The sequence below is a fragment of the Thermomonas sp. genome, assembly GCF_041905325.1.
GTDB lineage: Bacteria > Pseudomonadota > Gammaproteobacteria > Xanthomonadales > Xanthomonadaceae > Thermomonas.
Genome location: NZ_JAYRLK010000007.1, coordinates 21,946 through 36,197, shown reverse-complemented (window position 1 = coordinate 36,197; position 14,252 = coordinate 21,946). Strand labels below are relative to the sequence as shown.

The following is a 14,252-nucleotide window of genomic DNA, read 5'->3' as shown; positions in this document are numbered from 1 at the left end:
CTCACGGCAGCCACTGGCACCAGTACTGCAACTCGCTGCCCTTGCTGGGTTCGTAGACGTACTGGAAACCGGTGAAACCCCAGCCGTCGGCGCGCGGGTCGAACAGGGGGCGGTAGCTGGCCTGCTGGATCAGTACCGGGGTGTCACCGCTGGTGCCATAAGCATAGGTGCGCACGAATTTGCCCTGATCCGGAAGATCGGCGTACACCAGCTTGAATTCGAAATAACGGCCGATCTTGCGGCTGGCCACGCGGTAGGGCTGCGCGGTGGGCTGCGCGTCGACGACCCATTCCTCGCCGCCGTAGATGACGTGGCAGCGCGCGGTGTCGGCGTGGGCGGCGCTGGCCATGCACAGCAGGGCCGCCACGGCGGCGGAATGGTGCAGGTTCATGGGGCCCCCGTGCATTGGCGAACGATGGTGTCGCCGGCGCGGCCGCAGGGGCTGCTGGCGGCGAAGGCGGGATGCGGCACGCCGTCCTTGTCCAGCCGCGCCACGTAGGTGCGCCAACTGCGCACGCCGTCCGCGCCGATGTCGGCCGAGAGTACCCAGCCGGTGGTGGTGGCCTCGGTCTCGAAGCTGTTGAACAGGAAGTTGCCGAGGCTGTAGATGATCGGCTTGCCCTTGTAGATGTCGGCACCCTGGGTGACGTGCGGATGCCCGCCCACCACCATGTCGGCACCGGCATCGATCAGGCGTCTTGCAAACGCGCGCAGGCGCGGGCTGGGTTGCGGCTCTTCTTCCCAGCCCCAGTGCATGAACGGGATCACGATGTCGGCGTGGTGGACGCGACGGGCGTCGATCACGTCCTGCAGCACCTGCTCGTCCTCGCCACTCCAGGCCACGCCGGGCGTGCCGGCGCCGGCCTCGAACGCGCGCGGCTTGAATTCCACGTAGGCCAGCAAGGCGATGCGCAGGCCGTTGCGCTCCAGGATCAGTGGCGCGTGCGCTTCGGCCAGATCGTGGCCGCCGCCGAAGTACGGCAGTTGCGCGGCACGCATCAGGCCCAATTGCTCGGCGAAGGCGGCCTTGCCGAAATCGCCGGAATGGTTGTTGGCCAGCGACAGCGCGTCGAAATGGCGCTTGAGCACCGGCAGGACCTGCGGGCTGGCGCGGAAGGTGAACGGCTTGGCCAGCGCGTTGCCGCCGGTGGCCACCACGCACTCCAGATTGCCGATGCGCAGGTCGTGGCGGTCCAGCAGCGGCTGGAACGGGGCCAATGGGTCGGTTCCGGCGGCGATCAGCTCGCCGGGGCGTTCGGCCACCATGACATCGCCGACGAAGGCCAGCGAGACTTCGCGCGTGGGCGGGGTGGCCGGCGCGGCGGCGGCCAGCGCGGGGCACAGCAACAGGGGCAGCAGGCGTTTCATCGGCGCATCATGGCGCATTCGCAAGCGGCCTGCGCGCCGCTCAGGGTGACTCCACCGCGCAGACGAACACCAGTTCGCAGGCCCCGTCGCCGCTGTCGTCGCGGCGCAACGAGCTGACCCAGTGCCAGCCGTCGCGGGCGTCGATGCGCACCAGCCAGCCATCGATGCGCACGTGGTCGCCCGCATGCACGCGATCGAGCGCGCGGGCAACGTCGGCATCGGCCGGCAGCATGTGCATGTTGGCGCTGCTGCGCACGATTTCGTCCACCGGAATCGGCGGTTGCTGCTGCCAGCGGTAGCGGTACCAGCGGCCGCCCTGGCTGATCGACAGGCGCGACAGTACCGTATCGTCGTTCATCCGCCCCCAGCCCAGCGCCAGATCCATCGGCGAATACGTGGCGCCGGCATCGAACCGGTAGTTTTCGCGTCCCAGTACCCGCGCGGTCACGCTGAAGCCGGCCAGCGGCGTCAGCGTGGCGTCGGCGATGGCGGGCAGCGCCAGGCCGGCGGGCACGGTGGTCTGCAACGGTGGCGCGCCGGCCGGTACGCGCGGTGGCAGCGGGCAGGCCGCCACGTGGCCCGGCGCAGGCGTGGGCAGGGTGCTGCGTGGATGCGCCAGCCACCAGGCCAGCAGCAGGCAGGCGGCACAGGCCAGCACGATGCCACCGTGTCCGCGCATGGGACTCCAGGATCAGGGGGTGGCCAATTGTGCCTGCGCGCACTCGGCCAGCACAGCGGCCATGGCGGTGAGGAAGCTGTCCCGGGCGGAGGATTTGCGCCATGCCAGCGCGATCCGGCGGCTGGGCGCGGGGCTGTGGAAAGGCACCAGCACCATGCCCGCAGGCTGGGCGATGGACGGGTGGGTGGCCAGTTGCGGCAGCAAGGTCACGCCCACGCCGGCGGCCACCATCTGCCGCAGGGTTTCCAGGCTGGTGGCGCGGAAGCCGGATTTTTCCTGTGCCCCGGACAGGCGGCACACATCCAGCGCCTGATCGCGCAGGCAGTGGCCGTCTTCCAGCAGCAGCAGGGTTTCGTGGTCGAGATCGCTGCCGGAGAGCACCTTCTTCTGCGCCAGCGGGTGGCCGGCGGGCGCTGCCAGCAGGAAGGGCTCCTCGAACAACGGCTGCGCATGCAACTGCTCGTCGTGGATCGGCAGCGCCAGCAGGGCGGCATCCAGCTTGCCTTCGTGCAGACGTTGCAGCAGCACGTCGCTTTTTTCCTCCACCAGCAACAGTTCCAGTTGCGGGAACTGCTGGCGCAGGGCCGGGACCACATGCGGCAACAGGTATGGCGCCAGGGTGGGGAACACGCCCAGCCGCAGCGTGCCCGATGCCGGGTCGCGGCTGCGGAGCGCGGCCTCCTTCATGTCCTCCACGTCGGCCAGGATGCGGCGTGTGCGCTGCACCACGTCCTGCCCGACGGCGGTCAGCATCACCTTGCGCGGGGCGCGTTCGAACAGGGCTACACCCAGCTCCTCCTCGAGCTTCATGATCTGGGTGGACAGCGTGGGCTGGCTGACGAAGCAGGCTTCGGCCGCCTTGCCGAAATGGCGCAGGTCGGCAAGGGCGACCAGATATTTGAGGTCACGCAGGTTCATGCGGCCTTGGCCTCGACGGGGGCCGAATGGCGGATCAGGAAATCGAACGCCGACAGCGCGGCGGTGGAGCCGGCCCCCATCGCGATGGCGATCTGCTTGTAGGCCTGGGTGGTGGCGTCGCCGGCGGCGAACACGCCGGGCAGGCTGGTCTGGCCGCGCGGGTCGGTCACGATTTCGCCGCGCGGGGTGAGTTCCAGCGCGCCCTTCAGCCATTCGGTGTTGGGCATCAAGCCGATCTGCACGAACACGCCCGCCAGTGGCACGCTGCGGGCTTCGCCACTGCTGCGGTCGGTGTAGTCCAGCGCGTGCAGCTTGCTGCCGTCGCCGCGCATCGCGGTGGTGAGTGCGTTCACGTGCACTTCGACGTTGGGCAGGCTGCGCAGTTTGCGTTGCAGCACGTCGTCGGCGCGCAGCCTGGCGTCGAACTCCAGTACGGTGACGTGCGAGGCGATGCCGGCCAGGTCGATTGCCGCTTCCACGCCGGAGTTGCCGCCGCCGATCACCGCCACCGGCTTGCCCTTGAACAGCGGGCCATCGCAGTGCGGGCAGAACGCCACGCCCTTGTTGCGATGTTCGTCTTCGCCGGGCACGCCGGTGGTGCGCCAGCGTGCGCCGGGAGCGAGGATCACGGTTCTGGCGTGCAGCATCGCGCCGCTTTCGAGTTGCAGCGCGGCCATGCCGCCTTCCTGCGCCGCCGGGTGCAGTGCGGTGGCGCGTTGCGCGGTGATGACATCGACGCCGTAGCTGCGTACGTGCGCTTCCAGCTGGGCGGCCAGTCGCGGGCCTTCGGTGTATTCAACGGATGGCAGGTTTTCGATCGCCAGCGTGTCCAGCACCTGGCCGCCGAAGCGCTCGGCCAGCAGGCCGGTGCGGATGCCCTTGCGTGCGGCGTAGATCGCCGCCGCCGCGCCGGCCGGACCGCCGCCGACGATCAGCACGTCATACGGGGCGCGCGCGTTCAACGCTTGTGCCGCCCGCGCCGCGGTGCCGGTGTCCAGTTTGGCAAGGATCTGCTCGATGCTCATGCGACCGCCGTCGAACGGTGCTCCGTTCAGATACACGGCCGGCACCGACATCACCCCGCGGGCCTCCACTTCGGACTGGAACAGCGCGCCGTCGATGGCGATGTGGCGGATGCGTGGATTGAGCACGCTCATCGCGTTCAGCGCCTGCACCGTGTCCGGGCAGCTTTGGCAGTGCAGCGACATGTAGGTTTCGAAAGCGAAATCGCCATCGAGTGCGCGCACCTGCGCGGCCAGCGCGTCATCGATCTTCACCGGGTGGCCGCCCACTTGCAGCAGGGCCAGCACCAGCGAGGTGAATTCATGGCCCAGTGGAATCCCGGCGAAGGCCACCGCGGTGTCGCTGCCGGCGCGGCGGATCAGGAACGAGGGCTTGCGCGCAGCATCGCCGCTGGCGCGGGTGATCTTCGGCGACAGCGCGGCGATTTCGCCCAGCAGTGCGTCGAGTTCGCGCGCGGCCTCGGAGTCATCCAGCGAGGCGACCAGTTCGATCGGCTGCTGCAACTTCTCCAGATAGGCGGCGAGCTGGGTCTTGAGGGTGGCATCCAACATGGGGGACTCCTGGCATGGCCCCTCTCCCGCAAGCGGGAGAGGGGGAGGGGGGAGGGTGGAACTCAGATCTTGCCGACCAGGTCCAGCGACGGCGCGATGGTCTTGGCGCCTTCCTTCCACTTCGCGGGGCACACTTCGCCGCTGTGGTTGGCCACGTATTGCGCGGCCTGCAACTTGCGCACGGTTTCCGACACGTCACGCGCAATCGCGTTGTCGTGCACTTCCATCGTCTTGATCACGCCGTCGGGGTTGATCACGAAGGTGCCGCGCAGGGCCAGGCCTTCCTCGTCGATGTGCACGCCGAAGGCGCGGGTCAGCTGGTGGGTGGGGTCACCGACCAGCGGGAACTGCGCCTTGCCCACCGCCGGGGAGGTTTCGTGCCACACCTTGTGGCTGAAATGGGTATCGGTGGTGACGATGTAGACCTCGGCGCCGGCCTTCTGGAATTCGGCGTAATGCTCGGCGGCGTCTTCGATTTCGGTGGGGCAATTGAAGGTGAAGGCGGCCGGCATGAAGATCACCACCGACCACTTGCCTTTCAGGCTGGCGTCGGTGACTTCGATGAACTTGCCGTTGTGGAATGCGTTGGCCTTGAACGGTTGGACCTGGGTATTGATGAGGGACACGGGGTTTCCTCCTGAAGAGATGCGGGTGGGGTTGGAACGGGGCCAGCATAGGTCGGGATAATGGATACTGGAAATTGATTGTAAAAATACTATCGATAGTAACCAGCTATTGAGATAGGGCGTGTTTGGCGGAATGCAAACCGACGCCTACCATCCCGCCATGCCAATCCCCGCCGTCACCGTTGCCGCCTTGGCGGCCCGCGCCCGTACCCGGATCGACCCCGTCGACGCCGACCTGCTGCTGGCGCACGCGCTGGGCAAGTCGCGCAGCTGGCTGTTCGCGCATGCCACGGACACGGTGGATGCCGCCGCCGCCGCGTGCTTCGAGGCCTTGCTGGCCCGCCGCGAGGCGGGTGAGCCGGTGGCCTACCTGGTGGGCAGCCGCGGCTTCTGGACACTGGACCTGGCGGTCGGGCCCGCCACCCTGATCCCGCGCCCGGACACCGAATTGCTGGTGGAGCAGGCGTTGGCACGGCTGCCGGCGGGGCAACCATTGCGCATCGCCGACCTCGGCACCGGCAGCGGTGCCATCGCGCTGGCCTTGGCCAAGGAGCGCCCGCAGGTGCAGGTGGTGGCCACCGATGCCAGCCCGGAGGCGTTGGACGTGGCGCGTGCCAATGCCCGCCGCAACCACGTGGGCAACGTTGAATTCCGCTGCGGAAGCTGGCTGCAACCGCTGGCCGGCGAGGTGTTCGGCCTGATCGCCAGCAACCCGCCCTACATCGCCGAGGGCGACCCGCATCTGAGCCAGGGTGATTTGCGTTTCGAGCCGGCGGCGGCATTGTCCAGTGGTGCCGACGGCCTGGACGCCATTCGCACCATCGTGCGCGATGCGCCTGCCTGCCTGTGCCCCGGTGGCTGGCTGCTGCTGGAGCATGGTTGGGAGCAGGGCGATGCGGTGCGCGCGCTGCTGGTGGAAGCCGGCTTCGTCGATGCCGCCACCGCGCGTGACCTCGAAGGCCGCGAGCGCATCACCCTTGGGCGTCGTCCGTAGAACGCTGCGCGGGCCGGCGGTGCAGGCTCCGCTCTACAATGCGTGTTCCCACATCGCACGGATGTCCGCCATGCGCACGTTGTACCCCGAAATCACGCCCTACCAGACCGGCACTTTGCAGGTGGATGACCGCCACACCCTGTACTGGGAGCAGTGCGGCAACCCCGAAGGCAAGCCGGTGGTGTTGCTGCATGGGGGGCCGGGCGGTGGCTGCACCGCCAACATGCGGCGTTTCCATGACCCGGCCAAGTACCGCATCATCCTGTTCGACCAACGCGGAGCCGGCCGCAGCACGCCGCATGCGGATTTGGTGGACAACACCACATGGGACCTCGTGGCCGACATCGAGACGCTGCGCGGGCATCTGGGCATCGAGCGCTGGCAAGTCTGGGGTGGCAGCTGGGGTTCCACTTTGGCACTGGCCTATGCCGAGGCCCACCCGCAGCGGGTCACCGAGCTGGTGCTGCGCGGCATTTTCATGCTGCGCCGCTGGGAGCTGGAATGGTTCTATCAGGAAGGCGCGTCACGCCTGTTCCCGGATGCGTGGCAGCACTATCTCGATGCGATCCCCGCAGCGGAGCGAGGCGACCTGATCGCCGCCTATCACCGCCGCCTGACATCGGAAGATGCGCAGGTGCGGCTGGACGCGGCGCGGGCTTGGAGCATCTGGGAGGGGGGAACCAGTTATTTGCGGATTCCCGCGGACTACGCCGACACGCATGGCGATGCCGAGTTCGCGCTGGCGTTTGCGCGAATCGAAAACCATTACTTCGTGAATGGCGGCTTTTTCGAGGTGGAAGACCAGTTGTTGCGTGACGCGCACAAGATTGCCGACATCCCCGGCGTGATCGTGCATGGCCGCTACGACGTGGTCTGCCCCGTCCAGAATGCATTCGACCTGCACGCCGCCTGGCCGGCGTCCGAGCTGATGGTCAGCCCGACCTCGGGCCACTCCGCCTTCGAGGCGGAGAACGTGGATGCGCTGGTGCGGGCATCCGACCGCTTCGCCTGATTCCCGGCCCGCGGCTCATTCCGCCGGCGAGCCATCCGGGTTGTGGTCGATCATCCACAGCCCGGCCCACAGCTTGAGATCCAGTTCGAAGCCTTCGGCCTGCTTCTGCATCAGCCACGCCGGTGCCTGTGCGCGCGGCACCGCGTGGACGGTGATGTCTTCGTCGTCCACGCCGCCGCCTGCGCCGACGCGCGTCAGCGCGCGGGCGCGCACGAAGGCGATGCGTTCGTTGCTCATGCCGGAGCTGGTGGGGCCGGTGAGCAGCACCTCCACCTTGCCGGGCGACCAGCCGGTTTCCTCGATCAACTCGCGGCGCGCGGCGTCGATCAGGGTGTCCTGCGCGTGGTCGTCGCCCACCAGTCCGGCCGGCATCTCGATGGTGCGTGCACCCAGCGGGATGCGGTATTGCTCGACGAACAGCACCTCGTCCGCCGGCGTCACCGCGATCACGATCACCGCCATGCCCTGGCCGTGGGTACGTTCGCAGGATTCCCAATGGCCGATCTTCACCAGCCGCAGCCACTGGCCTTCGTACAGGGTCTGTTTGAGGTTGGTCATGCGCCGATGCTAACGCAGACGCATATCAGGAAAATCGAAGCAATGGCGCCAGCCGGCAGGGGTACGTTCGAGCGCGCCATGGATGGCGCGCGGCCGCGCATCGGAGCTGGATGCGTAGCCCAAGCGGCGAACGTGCCCCCGCCGGCTGGCGCCATTGCCAGGCTATGAACCCGCCGCGTCGGCCAGCCGCTTGCGCGTCATTGGCCCGAAGTTCACCCATTCGGCGAGCGCGGCCAATTCGTCGGCATCGCCCGGGCGGCGGCGGAAATCGCCTTCCGGGAGCGGTGCATCCAGCGCGATGGTGGTGAGCTGCCGCCACAGCAGGGCGGCGTCGCGTTGTTCGCGCAGGCGCGTGGCCAGCGTGGCGGCACCGCGCAGGCGCAAGTAGGGCACCTCGTCGATGCGGGCCAGCAGCGCATCCAGGGTGCCGAAGTGGGCCAGCAGCACCGCCGCCGATTTCGGGCCGATGCCGGTGACGCCGGGGATGTTGTCCACCGCATCGCCGGTCAACGCCAGATAGTCGGCGATTTGATGCGCGTGCACGCCGTGGCGTGCCTTCACGCCGTCGGCGCCCCAGCGCTCGCGTTTGGCGTAGTCGTACTGCTCGTCGAGGGTTTGCAGCAACTGCGAGAGGTCCTTGTCGGCGGACACGATGACGCTGCGGAAGCCCTGGCCCCGCGCGCGGTGCGCCGCGCTGCCGATCAGGTCGTCGGCTTCGTAATCGCCGTGCGCCAGCGTGGCCAGCCCCAGTGCCTGGCACAGCGCCTTGCACCATGCGAACTGGCGCTTGAGTTCGGGCGGCGCGGGGTCGCGGTTGGCCTTGTAGGCCGGATACAGCGCGTTGCGGAAGCAGGAGTCCAGCGCCTCGTCGAAGGCGATGGCGATGTGCTGCGGGCGCTCGCGTTCCAGAAGTTCCAGCAGGAAGCGCGCGAAGCCGTGGACCGCGTTGGTGGGCCAGCCGTCGGCGTCGTGGAATTCGTCCGGCATCGAATGCCAGGCGCGGAACACGTACAGCGAGGCATCGACCAGGTGCAGGGTGGGTGCGGTCATGGCGTCGGCGGCCAATCCGCCAGCAATGCCCCTGCCTGCGGGCGCTCGCGCTCCGGCACCGCCAGCGTGGCGGTGCCGATGGCAATCGTGCCCACCAGCTGTTCGTCGCTGGTCAGCCCCAGCGTGTGTTCAAGGAACCCGCGGTCATGGGCCGGCCAGCCGGTCAACCATTGCGCACCGAAGCCTTCCGCCTGGGCGGCCAGCAGCAACTGGAATGCCACGCAGCAGGCACTGGAGAAACGCTCGGACGCCGGGATTTTTTCGTCATCGCCCAGCTTGGCAATGACCGCGATGGTGACCGGGGGCAGGGTGAACCGGATGCGCAGTTTCTCCATCACGGCATCGCCGGTGGCCGGCTCCAGCACCCGCAACCGGGCCTCGGCGGCATCGGCCAGCCGCTGGCGGGCATCGCCGGCGATGCGCAGGAAACGAAACGGCACCCGCTTGCCGTGGTCGGGCACGTGCACCGCGGTTTGCAGCATTGCCAGCAATTGCGCATCGCCGGGGCCGGGTGCAGCCAATTGGCGGGTGGGGGTGGAATGGCGGGTCAGCAGGGCTTGGAGGGTCAACATCAGCGAACGTCATTGCGGGGAGTGGCCATGGTAGCGGTAGGATGCAGGGATCGAATCGACACGGGGAATGCGCGATGGCGGTGATCGTGGGCGTGGCACGCGAGACGGCGACCGGTGAGCGGCGGGTGGCGTTGAGCCCGGAAACCTGCAAGAAGCTGGTGGCGTTGGGTGCCACCGTGCGCATCCAGCCGGGCATCGGTGCGGGCGCGTACTTCCCCGATGCCGCCTATGCCGCTGCAGGTGCGCAGCTGGACGAAAATGCACTGGCCGATGCCGACCTGGTGGTCTGCGTGCAGCCGCCGTCGAATGCGGCCATCGCCGCGCTGAAACAGGGCGCGGTGCTGGTGGGCAGCCTGCATCCGCAGGCCGATGCGCAGCGTGGCGAGGCGATTGCTGCCCGTGGCCTCCAGGCCTTCCCGCTGGAGCGACTGCCGCGCACCACCCGCGCGCAGGCGATGGACGTGCTCAGCTCGCAGGCCGGCATGGCCGGCTACAAGGCGGTGTTGATCGCCGCGCAGCTGGCGCCGCGGTTCTTCCCGATGCTGACCACCGCCGCCGGTACCATCCGGCCTTCGAAAGTGCTGGTCGTGGGGGCCGGCGTGGCAGGCCTGCAAGCCATCGCAACAGCCAAGCGGCTGGGTGCGGCGGTGGAAGGCTTCGACGTGCGTCCGGAAACCCGCGAGCAGATCGAGTCGCTGGGTGGCAAGTTCCTCGACCTCGGCGTCAGTGCCGCTGGCGAAGGCGGCTATGCGCGTGCGCTGACCGACGAGGAGCGCGCGCTGCAACAGCAGCGGCTGGCCGACCATCTCAAGGGGATCGACGTGGTGGTCTGCACCGCCGCCGTACCGGGCCGGCCCGCACCCAAGATCATCAGTGCCGAGATGGTGGCCGGCATGAAGCCCGGCAGCGTGCTCGTGGATCTGGCTGCCGAAACCGGCGGCAACTGCGCACTGACCCGGCCCGGCGAGCACGTGGAAAGCGGCGGCGTGGTCATCGCCGGCCCGCTGAACCTGGCCTCCATGGGGGCGCAGCACGCCAGCGAAATGTATGCCCGCAACGTCTTCAACTTCGTCAGCCTGCTGTTGAAGGACGGTGCCCTGCACTTCGACTGGAATGACGAATTGCTGGCAAAGACGGTGTGGCCGGAGCGGGCACCCGGCTGAGCCATGCTCAATGCGGCGGCGACCCGTTGGGTTGCGGCGGGGCCGGATGCGCCTTGGCCCAGTCGGCGCGCTGTTGCGGGCCCATCTGCCGCCATTTCTCCATGAAGTCGTGGCGGGCCGCCTTGTCCAGTCCGCGCACGGCGTGGAAGACGGCGCGGGCTTGGTCGCGTTGCTCCGGAGTCATTCCCTCCCAGCGCTCCATGCCTTGGCGGGCGTGGTCGCGGTCCGGCGGCGGCATGTCCTTCCAGCGCTTTGCGTATTCCATGAATTTCTGCCGGCGCTCGGGCTCGCGATTCCAGCGGTCGCGCACGGGGGCGATCAGCAGATCGCGTTGTGCCGGGGTGAGTTGTTCCCATGCGGGAAGCGGCGCTGCGGGTTTGGCGTCCTGCGCCCGGGCGCAGGGGGCCCGCGCCAGCAGGGCCAGCAGACCCAGGACGGGGGGAATGCGGTGGGTCATGGGGGGTTACTCCATTGCCAGCTGGCGCACGTCGGACGTGCCCAGCCAGGCGTAGAACGAAGGGTCTTCTTCCAGCATCGGGTTGCTGCTCGTGGCTGGAGCGGGGACGGAACGCGCAGCGGCCGCTGCGGGTGCCGTTGCCGCCAACGCTGCGTGGCCGGTTGCCGGTACGGCCGTCGGCGTGGTGGACGGCGAATACAGGCGCAGACCGATGGCCAGGGCCCCCAGGGTGGCGAAGCTGGCGGCGGCATAGCGCAGGCCGTGGCTGCGGCGCTGCGGCTGGCCGCGCAGGGCGGCATTGCGGCGTTGCACCAGTTGCGCCTGCACCTGCGGCGACACATGCGCCAGTGCGGCGGCATGGTGGCTGCGGATGCGGGTATCGAAATTGTCCGGGTTCCCGTTCATCGGAAGTCCTCCAGTTGTTTTTGCAGCGCCTCGCGCGCGCGCGACAAGTGCGTTTTCACCGAGCCTTCGCTGCACCCCATGACGCGGGCGGTGTCGGCCACGTCGAGTTCTTCCAGCACGCGCAGGGTGAAGGCTTCGCGTTGGCGTGCCGGCAGTGCGCGCAGGGCGGCGCTGATTTGCTGCCAGGCTTCGCGGCCGTCGTGGCTGCGCGATGGATCGGGTGCGTCGTCGGCCCAGTCCATGGGCTCGCCGTCCTTGCCGGTGCTGCCCGGCAGCAGCCAGCGCAAGCGGAACAGGCTGCGCCGCTGCATGTCGGTGATCTTGTTGCGCAGGATGCTCCAGAACAGCGGGCCCCATTCCGATGCCGGGTGCGCGTGATACCCCAGCATCTTCAGCATCGCCTCCTGCACCGCGTCCAGTGCGTCCTCGCGCTGGCGCAGGCCCAGTTCGGCGAAGCGGAAGGCGCGGGCCTCGATGCCGCGCAGGAATTCCTCCAGCGTGGCCGGCGGGCGGGCTTCCTGCGGGCGCGGTCCGGTGTTCACCGGGCCAAGCTTAGCGGTGGACAGCAGCAGCATGGGGTTGCAGGCCTCGTGCCGGACGGAATGGGGATGGTCATGCGGAAAACGCATGGCACACGCCTTGGTTGACATGGCATCCGCGCGCAAGCCGTGTTAATGATGCAGGCAGGCAACCGGGGAGGGGCATCGTGGGCGACGGTTTCGTGGCGCTGTATATCTTCATGCTGGCGGCGATCGCCGGCCACGTCATCATTTCGCGGGTGCCGGTGATCCTGCACACGCCACTGATGTCGGGTTCCAACTTCATCCATGGCATCGTGCTGATCGGTGCGATGGTGGTACTGGGCGAAGCGCAAACCCCGCTGGAGCAAGCGCTGGGTTTCGTCGCGGTGCTGCTGGGCGCGGGCAATGCCGCCGGCGGCTACGTCGTCACCGAACGGATGCTGGAGATGTTCAAGGCCTCCAAGAAGCCCGGGGGCGCGGCATGAGCGCGCTGCTGGTCAAACTGAGTTATTTCGTTGCCGCCACCCTGTTCCTGCTGGGCCTGCAACGCATGGCCAGCCCCAAGACCGCGCGCAGCGGCATTCAATGGGCGGGCGTGGGCATGCTGATCGCGACTTTCGCCACCTTCTTCCTGCCCGGGCTGCACAACATCGGGCTGATGGTGGCGGCGATCGCCATTGGCGTGGGCCTGAACTGGGTCTGGGGCAAGAAGGTGGCGATCACCGACATGCCGCAGATGGTGGCGTTGTTCAACGGCATGGGCGGCGGCAGCGCGGCGGCGATCGGTGCGGTGGAGCTGGTCAAGCTGGCCGGCAAGCCGGGCGCGCATGATGTGGTGGGGTTCGTGATGACGACCACCAACGATGTCACCACGATGCAGCTCAACGTCGCCTTGCCGCTGGCGGTGACCGGCGCGTTGATCGGCGCGGTGTCGCTGACGGGTTCCGCCATCGCCTGGGCCAAGCTCGACGGCCGCATGGACAAGCGCTACACCTTCCCCGGCCAGCAGTATTTCAATGCATTGGTGGCGCTGGCGGCGGTGGCCTGCGGAGGGATGGCGCTGGTCACCCTGTCGCTGCCGTGGATCCTCGCCTTCTTCGTGCTGGCCTTGCTGCTGGGCGTGCTGATGACGCTGCCCATCGGCGGTGCCGACATGCCGGTGGTGATCTCGCTGTACAACGCCTTCACCGGCCTGGCGGTGGCGTTCGAGGGCTACGTGCTGGGCAACGAGGCGCTGATCATCGCCGGCACCATGGTCGGCGCGGCCGGCATGCTGCTCACGCGGCTGATGGCGAAGGCGATGAACCGCAAGATCGGCAACGTGCTGTTCTCCGATTTCGGCGGCGGCTCGGCGCAGATGCAGGCCATCGGTGGAGCAATGAAGCCGATCGAGGCCGCCGACGTGGCGGCGATGATGGCCTATGCCGAGCGCGTGGTGATCGTGCCCGGCTACGGCCTGGCGGTGGCACAGGCGCAGCACAAGATCTGGGAGCTGACCCAGCGCCTGATCGAACGCGGGGTGAAAGTGAAATTCGCCATCCACCCGGTCGCCGGGCGCATGCCCGGGCACATGAACGTGCTGCTGGCCGAGGCGGGCGTGCCGTATGACCTGATCGCCGACATGGACGACATCAACCCCGAGTTCGCGCAGACCGATGTATCGCTGGTGATCGGCGCCAACGACGTGGTGAACCCCGTCGCCAAGACCGACCCGGCATCGCCGATCTACGGCATGCCGATCCTTGATGTGGTCAATTCGAAGAACACCATCGTCATCAAGCGAGGCAAGGGCACCGGGTTTGCCGGCATCGAAAACGCGCTGTTCTACGCCGACAACACCCGCATGCTGTACGGCGACGGCAGCGAGATGGCGAACGCGCTGGTCAGCGAGCTGAAGGCGCTGGACGGCGGCCACTGAGGCCCAGCCACGCCGCCAGCAGCAGGCCGACGGCGTACAGGGCCAGGTCGCCGCGGGCGGTGGCCAGGGTGGCCAGCAGCCAGGCGTAATGCGGCCCGATCTGCAAGGCCGACACCCACGGGCGGATGCCGAAGTTCTGCCCGACCTGCCCGGCCACGATCAGGAAATTGGCCGCGGCAATGACGCCCGCGGTGGCCACCACCGCCCAGCCGGCGCGCGTGGTGCCGGCGGGCCATTTGCCGATCTTCAACAGCAGCGCCATGTCCAGCGCCGCCAGCGGGGCCAGCCAGGCGCATTGGCGGCCCAGCAGCAGCGCCAACAGCATCCAGGCCGCCGCGAAGCCGGCGGCACCAAGGGCAAGCAGGGGCAATGCGAACCAGCGCGGCCTGGAAACCGGGGGAAGTGGCATCGGTCGGGCTGATCGAAGTCAAGGGAGC

18 protein-coding genes are annotated in these 14,252 nt (G+C 68.3%); 5 read left to right on the top strand and 13 right to left on the bottom strand.

All coding sequences use genetic code 11. The annotated features are described in order from the left end of the window. Position 1: 1 nt before the first annotated feature. The 6 genes from ACE3OK_RS09415 to ahpC all read right to left on the bottom strand — a co-directional run bounded on the left by ACE3OK_RS09415 (position 2) and on the right by ahpC (position 5,165). Positions 2–391, bottom strand: coding sequence for a hypothetical protein (locus ACE3OK_RS09415; RefSeq protein ID WP_374249277.1), 390 nt, complete (start codon positions 389–391; stop codon positions 2–4). After that, positions 388–1,368: a CapA family protein gene (locus ACE3OK_RS09410; RefSeq protein ID WP_374249276.1), complete on the bottom strand. Its 981-nt coding sequence runs from the start codon at positions 1,366–1,368 to the stop codon at positions 388–390. Before ACE3OK_RS09410 ends, ACE3OK_RS09415 begins: the two co-directional genes overlap by 4 nt. A 40-nt stretch (positions 1,369–1,408) precedes the next feature. After that, positions 1,409–2,047 carry a hypothetical protein gene (locus ACE3OK_RS09405; protein WP_374249275.1) on the bottom strand — a complete coding sequence of 213 codons (639 nt, stop codon included), beginning with the start codon at positions 2,045–2,047 and terminating at the stop codon, positions 1,409–1,411. Positions 2,048–2,059: 12 nt separating this feature from the next. Continuing rightward, positions 2,060–2,965: a LysR substrate-binding domain-containing protein gene (locus tag ACE3OK_RS09400; RefSeq protein WP_374249274.1), complete on the bottom strand. Its 906-nt coding sequence runs from the start codon at positions 2,963–2,965 to the stop codon at positions 2,060–2,062. Next, positions 2,962–4,539 (bottom strand): alkyl hydroperoxide reductase subunit F, encoded by a 1,578-nt coding sequence (gene ahpF / locus ACE3OK_RS09395; protein ID WP_374249273.1) that lies wholly within the window; start codon positions 4,537–4,539, stop codon positions 2,962–2,964. Before ahpF ends, ACE3OK_RS09400 begins: the two co-directional genes overlap by 4 nt. Positions 4,540–4,601: 62 nt before the next feature. Next, the gene (ahpC, locus tag ACE3OK_RS09390; protein ID WP_374249272.1) at positions 4,602–5,165 is read right to left on the bottom strand and encodes an alkyl hydroperoxide reductase subunit C; all 564 of its coding nucleotides are present in this window, start codon (positions 5,163–5,165) and stop codon (positions 4,602–4,604) included. 160 nt (positions 5,166–5,325) lie between these two features. Here ahpC and prmC point away from each other — a divergent pair, with 160 nt between their 5' ends. Next, on the top strand, positions 5,326–6,159 hold the full coding sequence (prmC, locus tag ACE3OK_RS09385) for a peptide chain release factor N(5)-glutamine methyltransferase (protein ID WP_374249271.1): 834 nt from the start codon (positions 5,326–5,328) through the stop codon (positions 6,157–6,159). Between the two features lie 70 nt (positions 6,160–6,229). Next, on the top strand, positions 6,230–7,171 hold the full coding sequence (pip, locus tag ACE3OK_RS09380) for a prolyl aminopeptidase (RefSeq protein ID WP_374249270.1): 942 nt from the start codon (positions 6,230–6,232) through the stop codon (positions 7,169–7,171). A gap of 15 nt (positions 7,172–7,186) precedes the next feature. Here pip and ACE3OK_RS09375 read toward each other — a convergent pair whose 3' ends face one another. The 3 genes from ACE3OK_RS09375 to ACE3OK_RS09365 all read right to left on the bottom strand — a co-directional run bounded on the left by ACE3OK_RS09375 (position 7,187) and on the right by ACE3OK_RS09365 (position 9,351). Beyond that, positions 7,187–7,729: an NUDIX hydrolase gene (locus ACE3OK_RS09375; protein ID WP_374249269.1), complete on the bottom strand. Its 543-nt coding sequence runs from the start codon at positions 7,727–7,729 to the stop codon at positions 7,187–7,189. Positions 7,730–7,891: 162 nt separating this feature from the next. Further along, complete coding sequence (locus ACE3OK_RS09370; RefSeq protein ID WP_374249268.1) at positions 7,892–8,779, bottom strand: 5'-3' exonuclease H3TH domain-containing protein; 888 nt, start codon at positions 8,777–8,779, stop codon at positions 7,892–7,894. Beyond that, positions 8,776–9,351, bottom strand: coding sequence for a nitroreductase (locus ACE3OK_RS09365; protein ID WP_374249267.1), 576 nt, complete (start codon positions 9,349–9,351; stop codon positions 8,776–8,778). Before ACE3OK_RS09365 ends, ACE3OK_RS09370 begins: the two co-directional genes overlap by 4 nt. Before the next feature lie 74 nt (positions 9,352–9,425). Between ACE3OK_RS09365 and ACE3OK_RS09360 the strand changes: the two genes are divergently transcribed. Beyond that, positions 9,426–10,514, top strand: a complete 1,089-nt coding sequence (locus tag ACE3OK_RS09360) for an NAD(P) transhydrogenase subunit alpha (RefSeq protein ID WP_374249266.1) — start codon at positions 9,426–9,428, stop codon at positions 10,512–10,514. A gap of 7 nt (positions 10,515–10,521) precedes the next feature. Here ACE3OK_RS09360 and ACE3OK_RS09355 read toward each other — a convergent pair whose 3' ends face one another. Genes ACE3OK_RS09355 through ACE3OK_RS09345 form a run of 3 tightly spaced genes read right to left on the bottom strand, consistent with a single transcriptional unit; the run spans position 10,522 to position 11,951 of the window. Further along, positions 10,522–10,971: a DUF3106 domain-containing protein gene (locus ACE3OK_RS09355; RefSeq protein ID WP_374249265.1), complete on the bottom strand. Its 450-nt coding sequence runs from the start codon at positions 10,969–10,971 to the stop codon at positions 10,522–10,524. A 6-nt stretch (positions 10,972–10,977) separates the two neighbouring features. Then, on the bottom strand, positions 10,978–11,376 hold the full coding sequence (locus tag ACE3OK_RS09350; protein ID WP_374249264.1) for a hypothetical protein: 399 nt from the start codon (positions 11,374–11,376) through the stop codon (positions 10,978–10,980). Next, positions 11,373–11,951 (bottom strand): RNA polymerase sigma factor, encoded by a 579-nt coding sequence (locus ACE3OK_RS09345; RefSeq protein WP_374249327.1) that lies wholly within the window; start codon positions 11,949–11,951, stop codon positions 11,373–11,375. Before ACE3OK_RS09345 ends, ACE3OK_RS09350 begins: the two co-directional genes overlap by 4 nt. Positions 11,952–12,082: 131 nt before the next feature. On the opposite strand from ACE3OK_RS09345, the gene ACE3OK_RS09340 reads away from it, so the two are divergent. Together ACE3OK_RS09340 and ACE3OK_RS09335 are read left to right on the top strand one after the other, a co-directional pair. After that, on the top strand, positions 12,083–12,382 hold the full coding sequence (locus ACE3OK_RS09340) for an NAD(P) transhydrogenase subunit alpha (RefSeq protein ID WP_374249263.1): 300 nt from the start codon (positions 12,083–12,085) through the stop codon (positions 12,380–12,382). Next, the gene (locus ACE3OK_RS09335; RefSeq protein ID WP_374249262.1) at positions 12,379–13,815 is read left to right on the top strand and encodes an NAD(P)(+) transhydrogenase (Re/Si-specific) subunit beta; all 1,437 of its coding nucleotides are present in this window, start codon (positions 12,379–12,381) and stop codon (positions 13,813–13,815) included. Before ACE3OK_RS09340 ends, ACE3OK_RS09335 begins: the two co-directional genes overlap by 4 nt. On the opposite strand, the gene ACE3OK_RS09330 is transcribed toward ACE3OK_RS09335, so the two are convergent. Then, positions 13,781–14,185, bottom strand: coding sequence for a hypothetical protein (locus tag ACE3OK_RS09330; protein WP_374249261.1), 405 nt, complete (start codon positions 14,183–14,185; stop codon positions 13,781–13,783). The two genes, ACE3OK_RS09335 and ACE3OK_RS09330, sit on opposite strands and share 35 nt — an antisense overlap. Between the last annotated feature and the right edge of the window lie 67 nt (positions 14,186–14,252).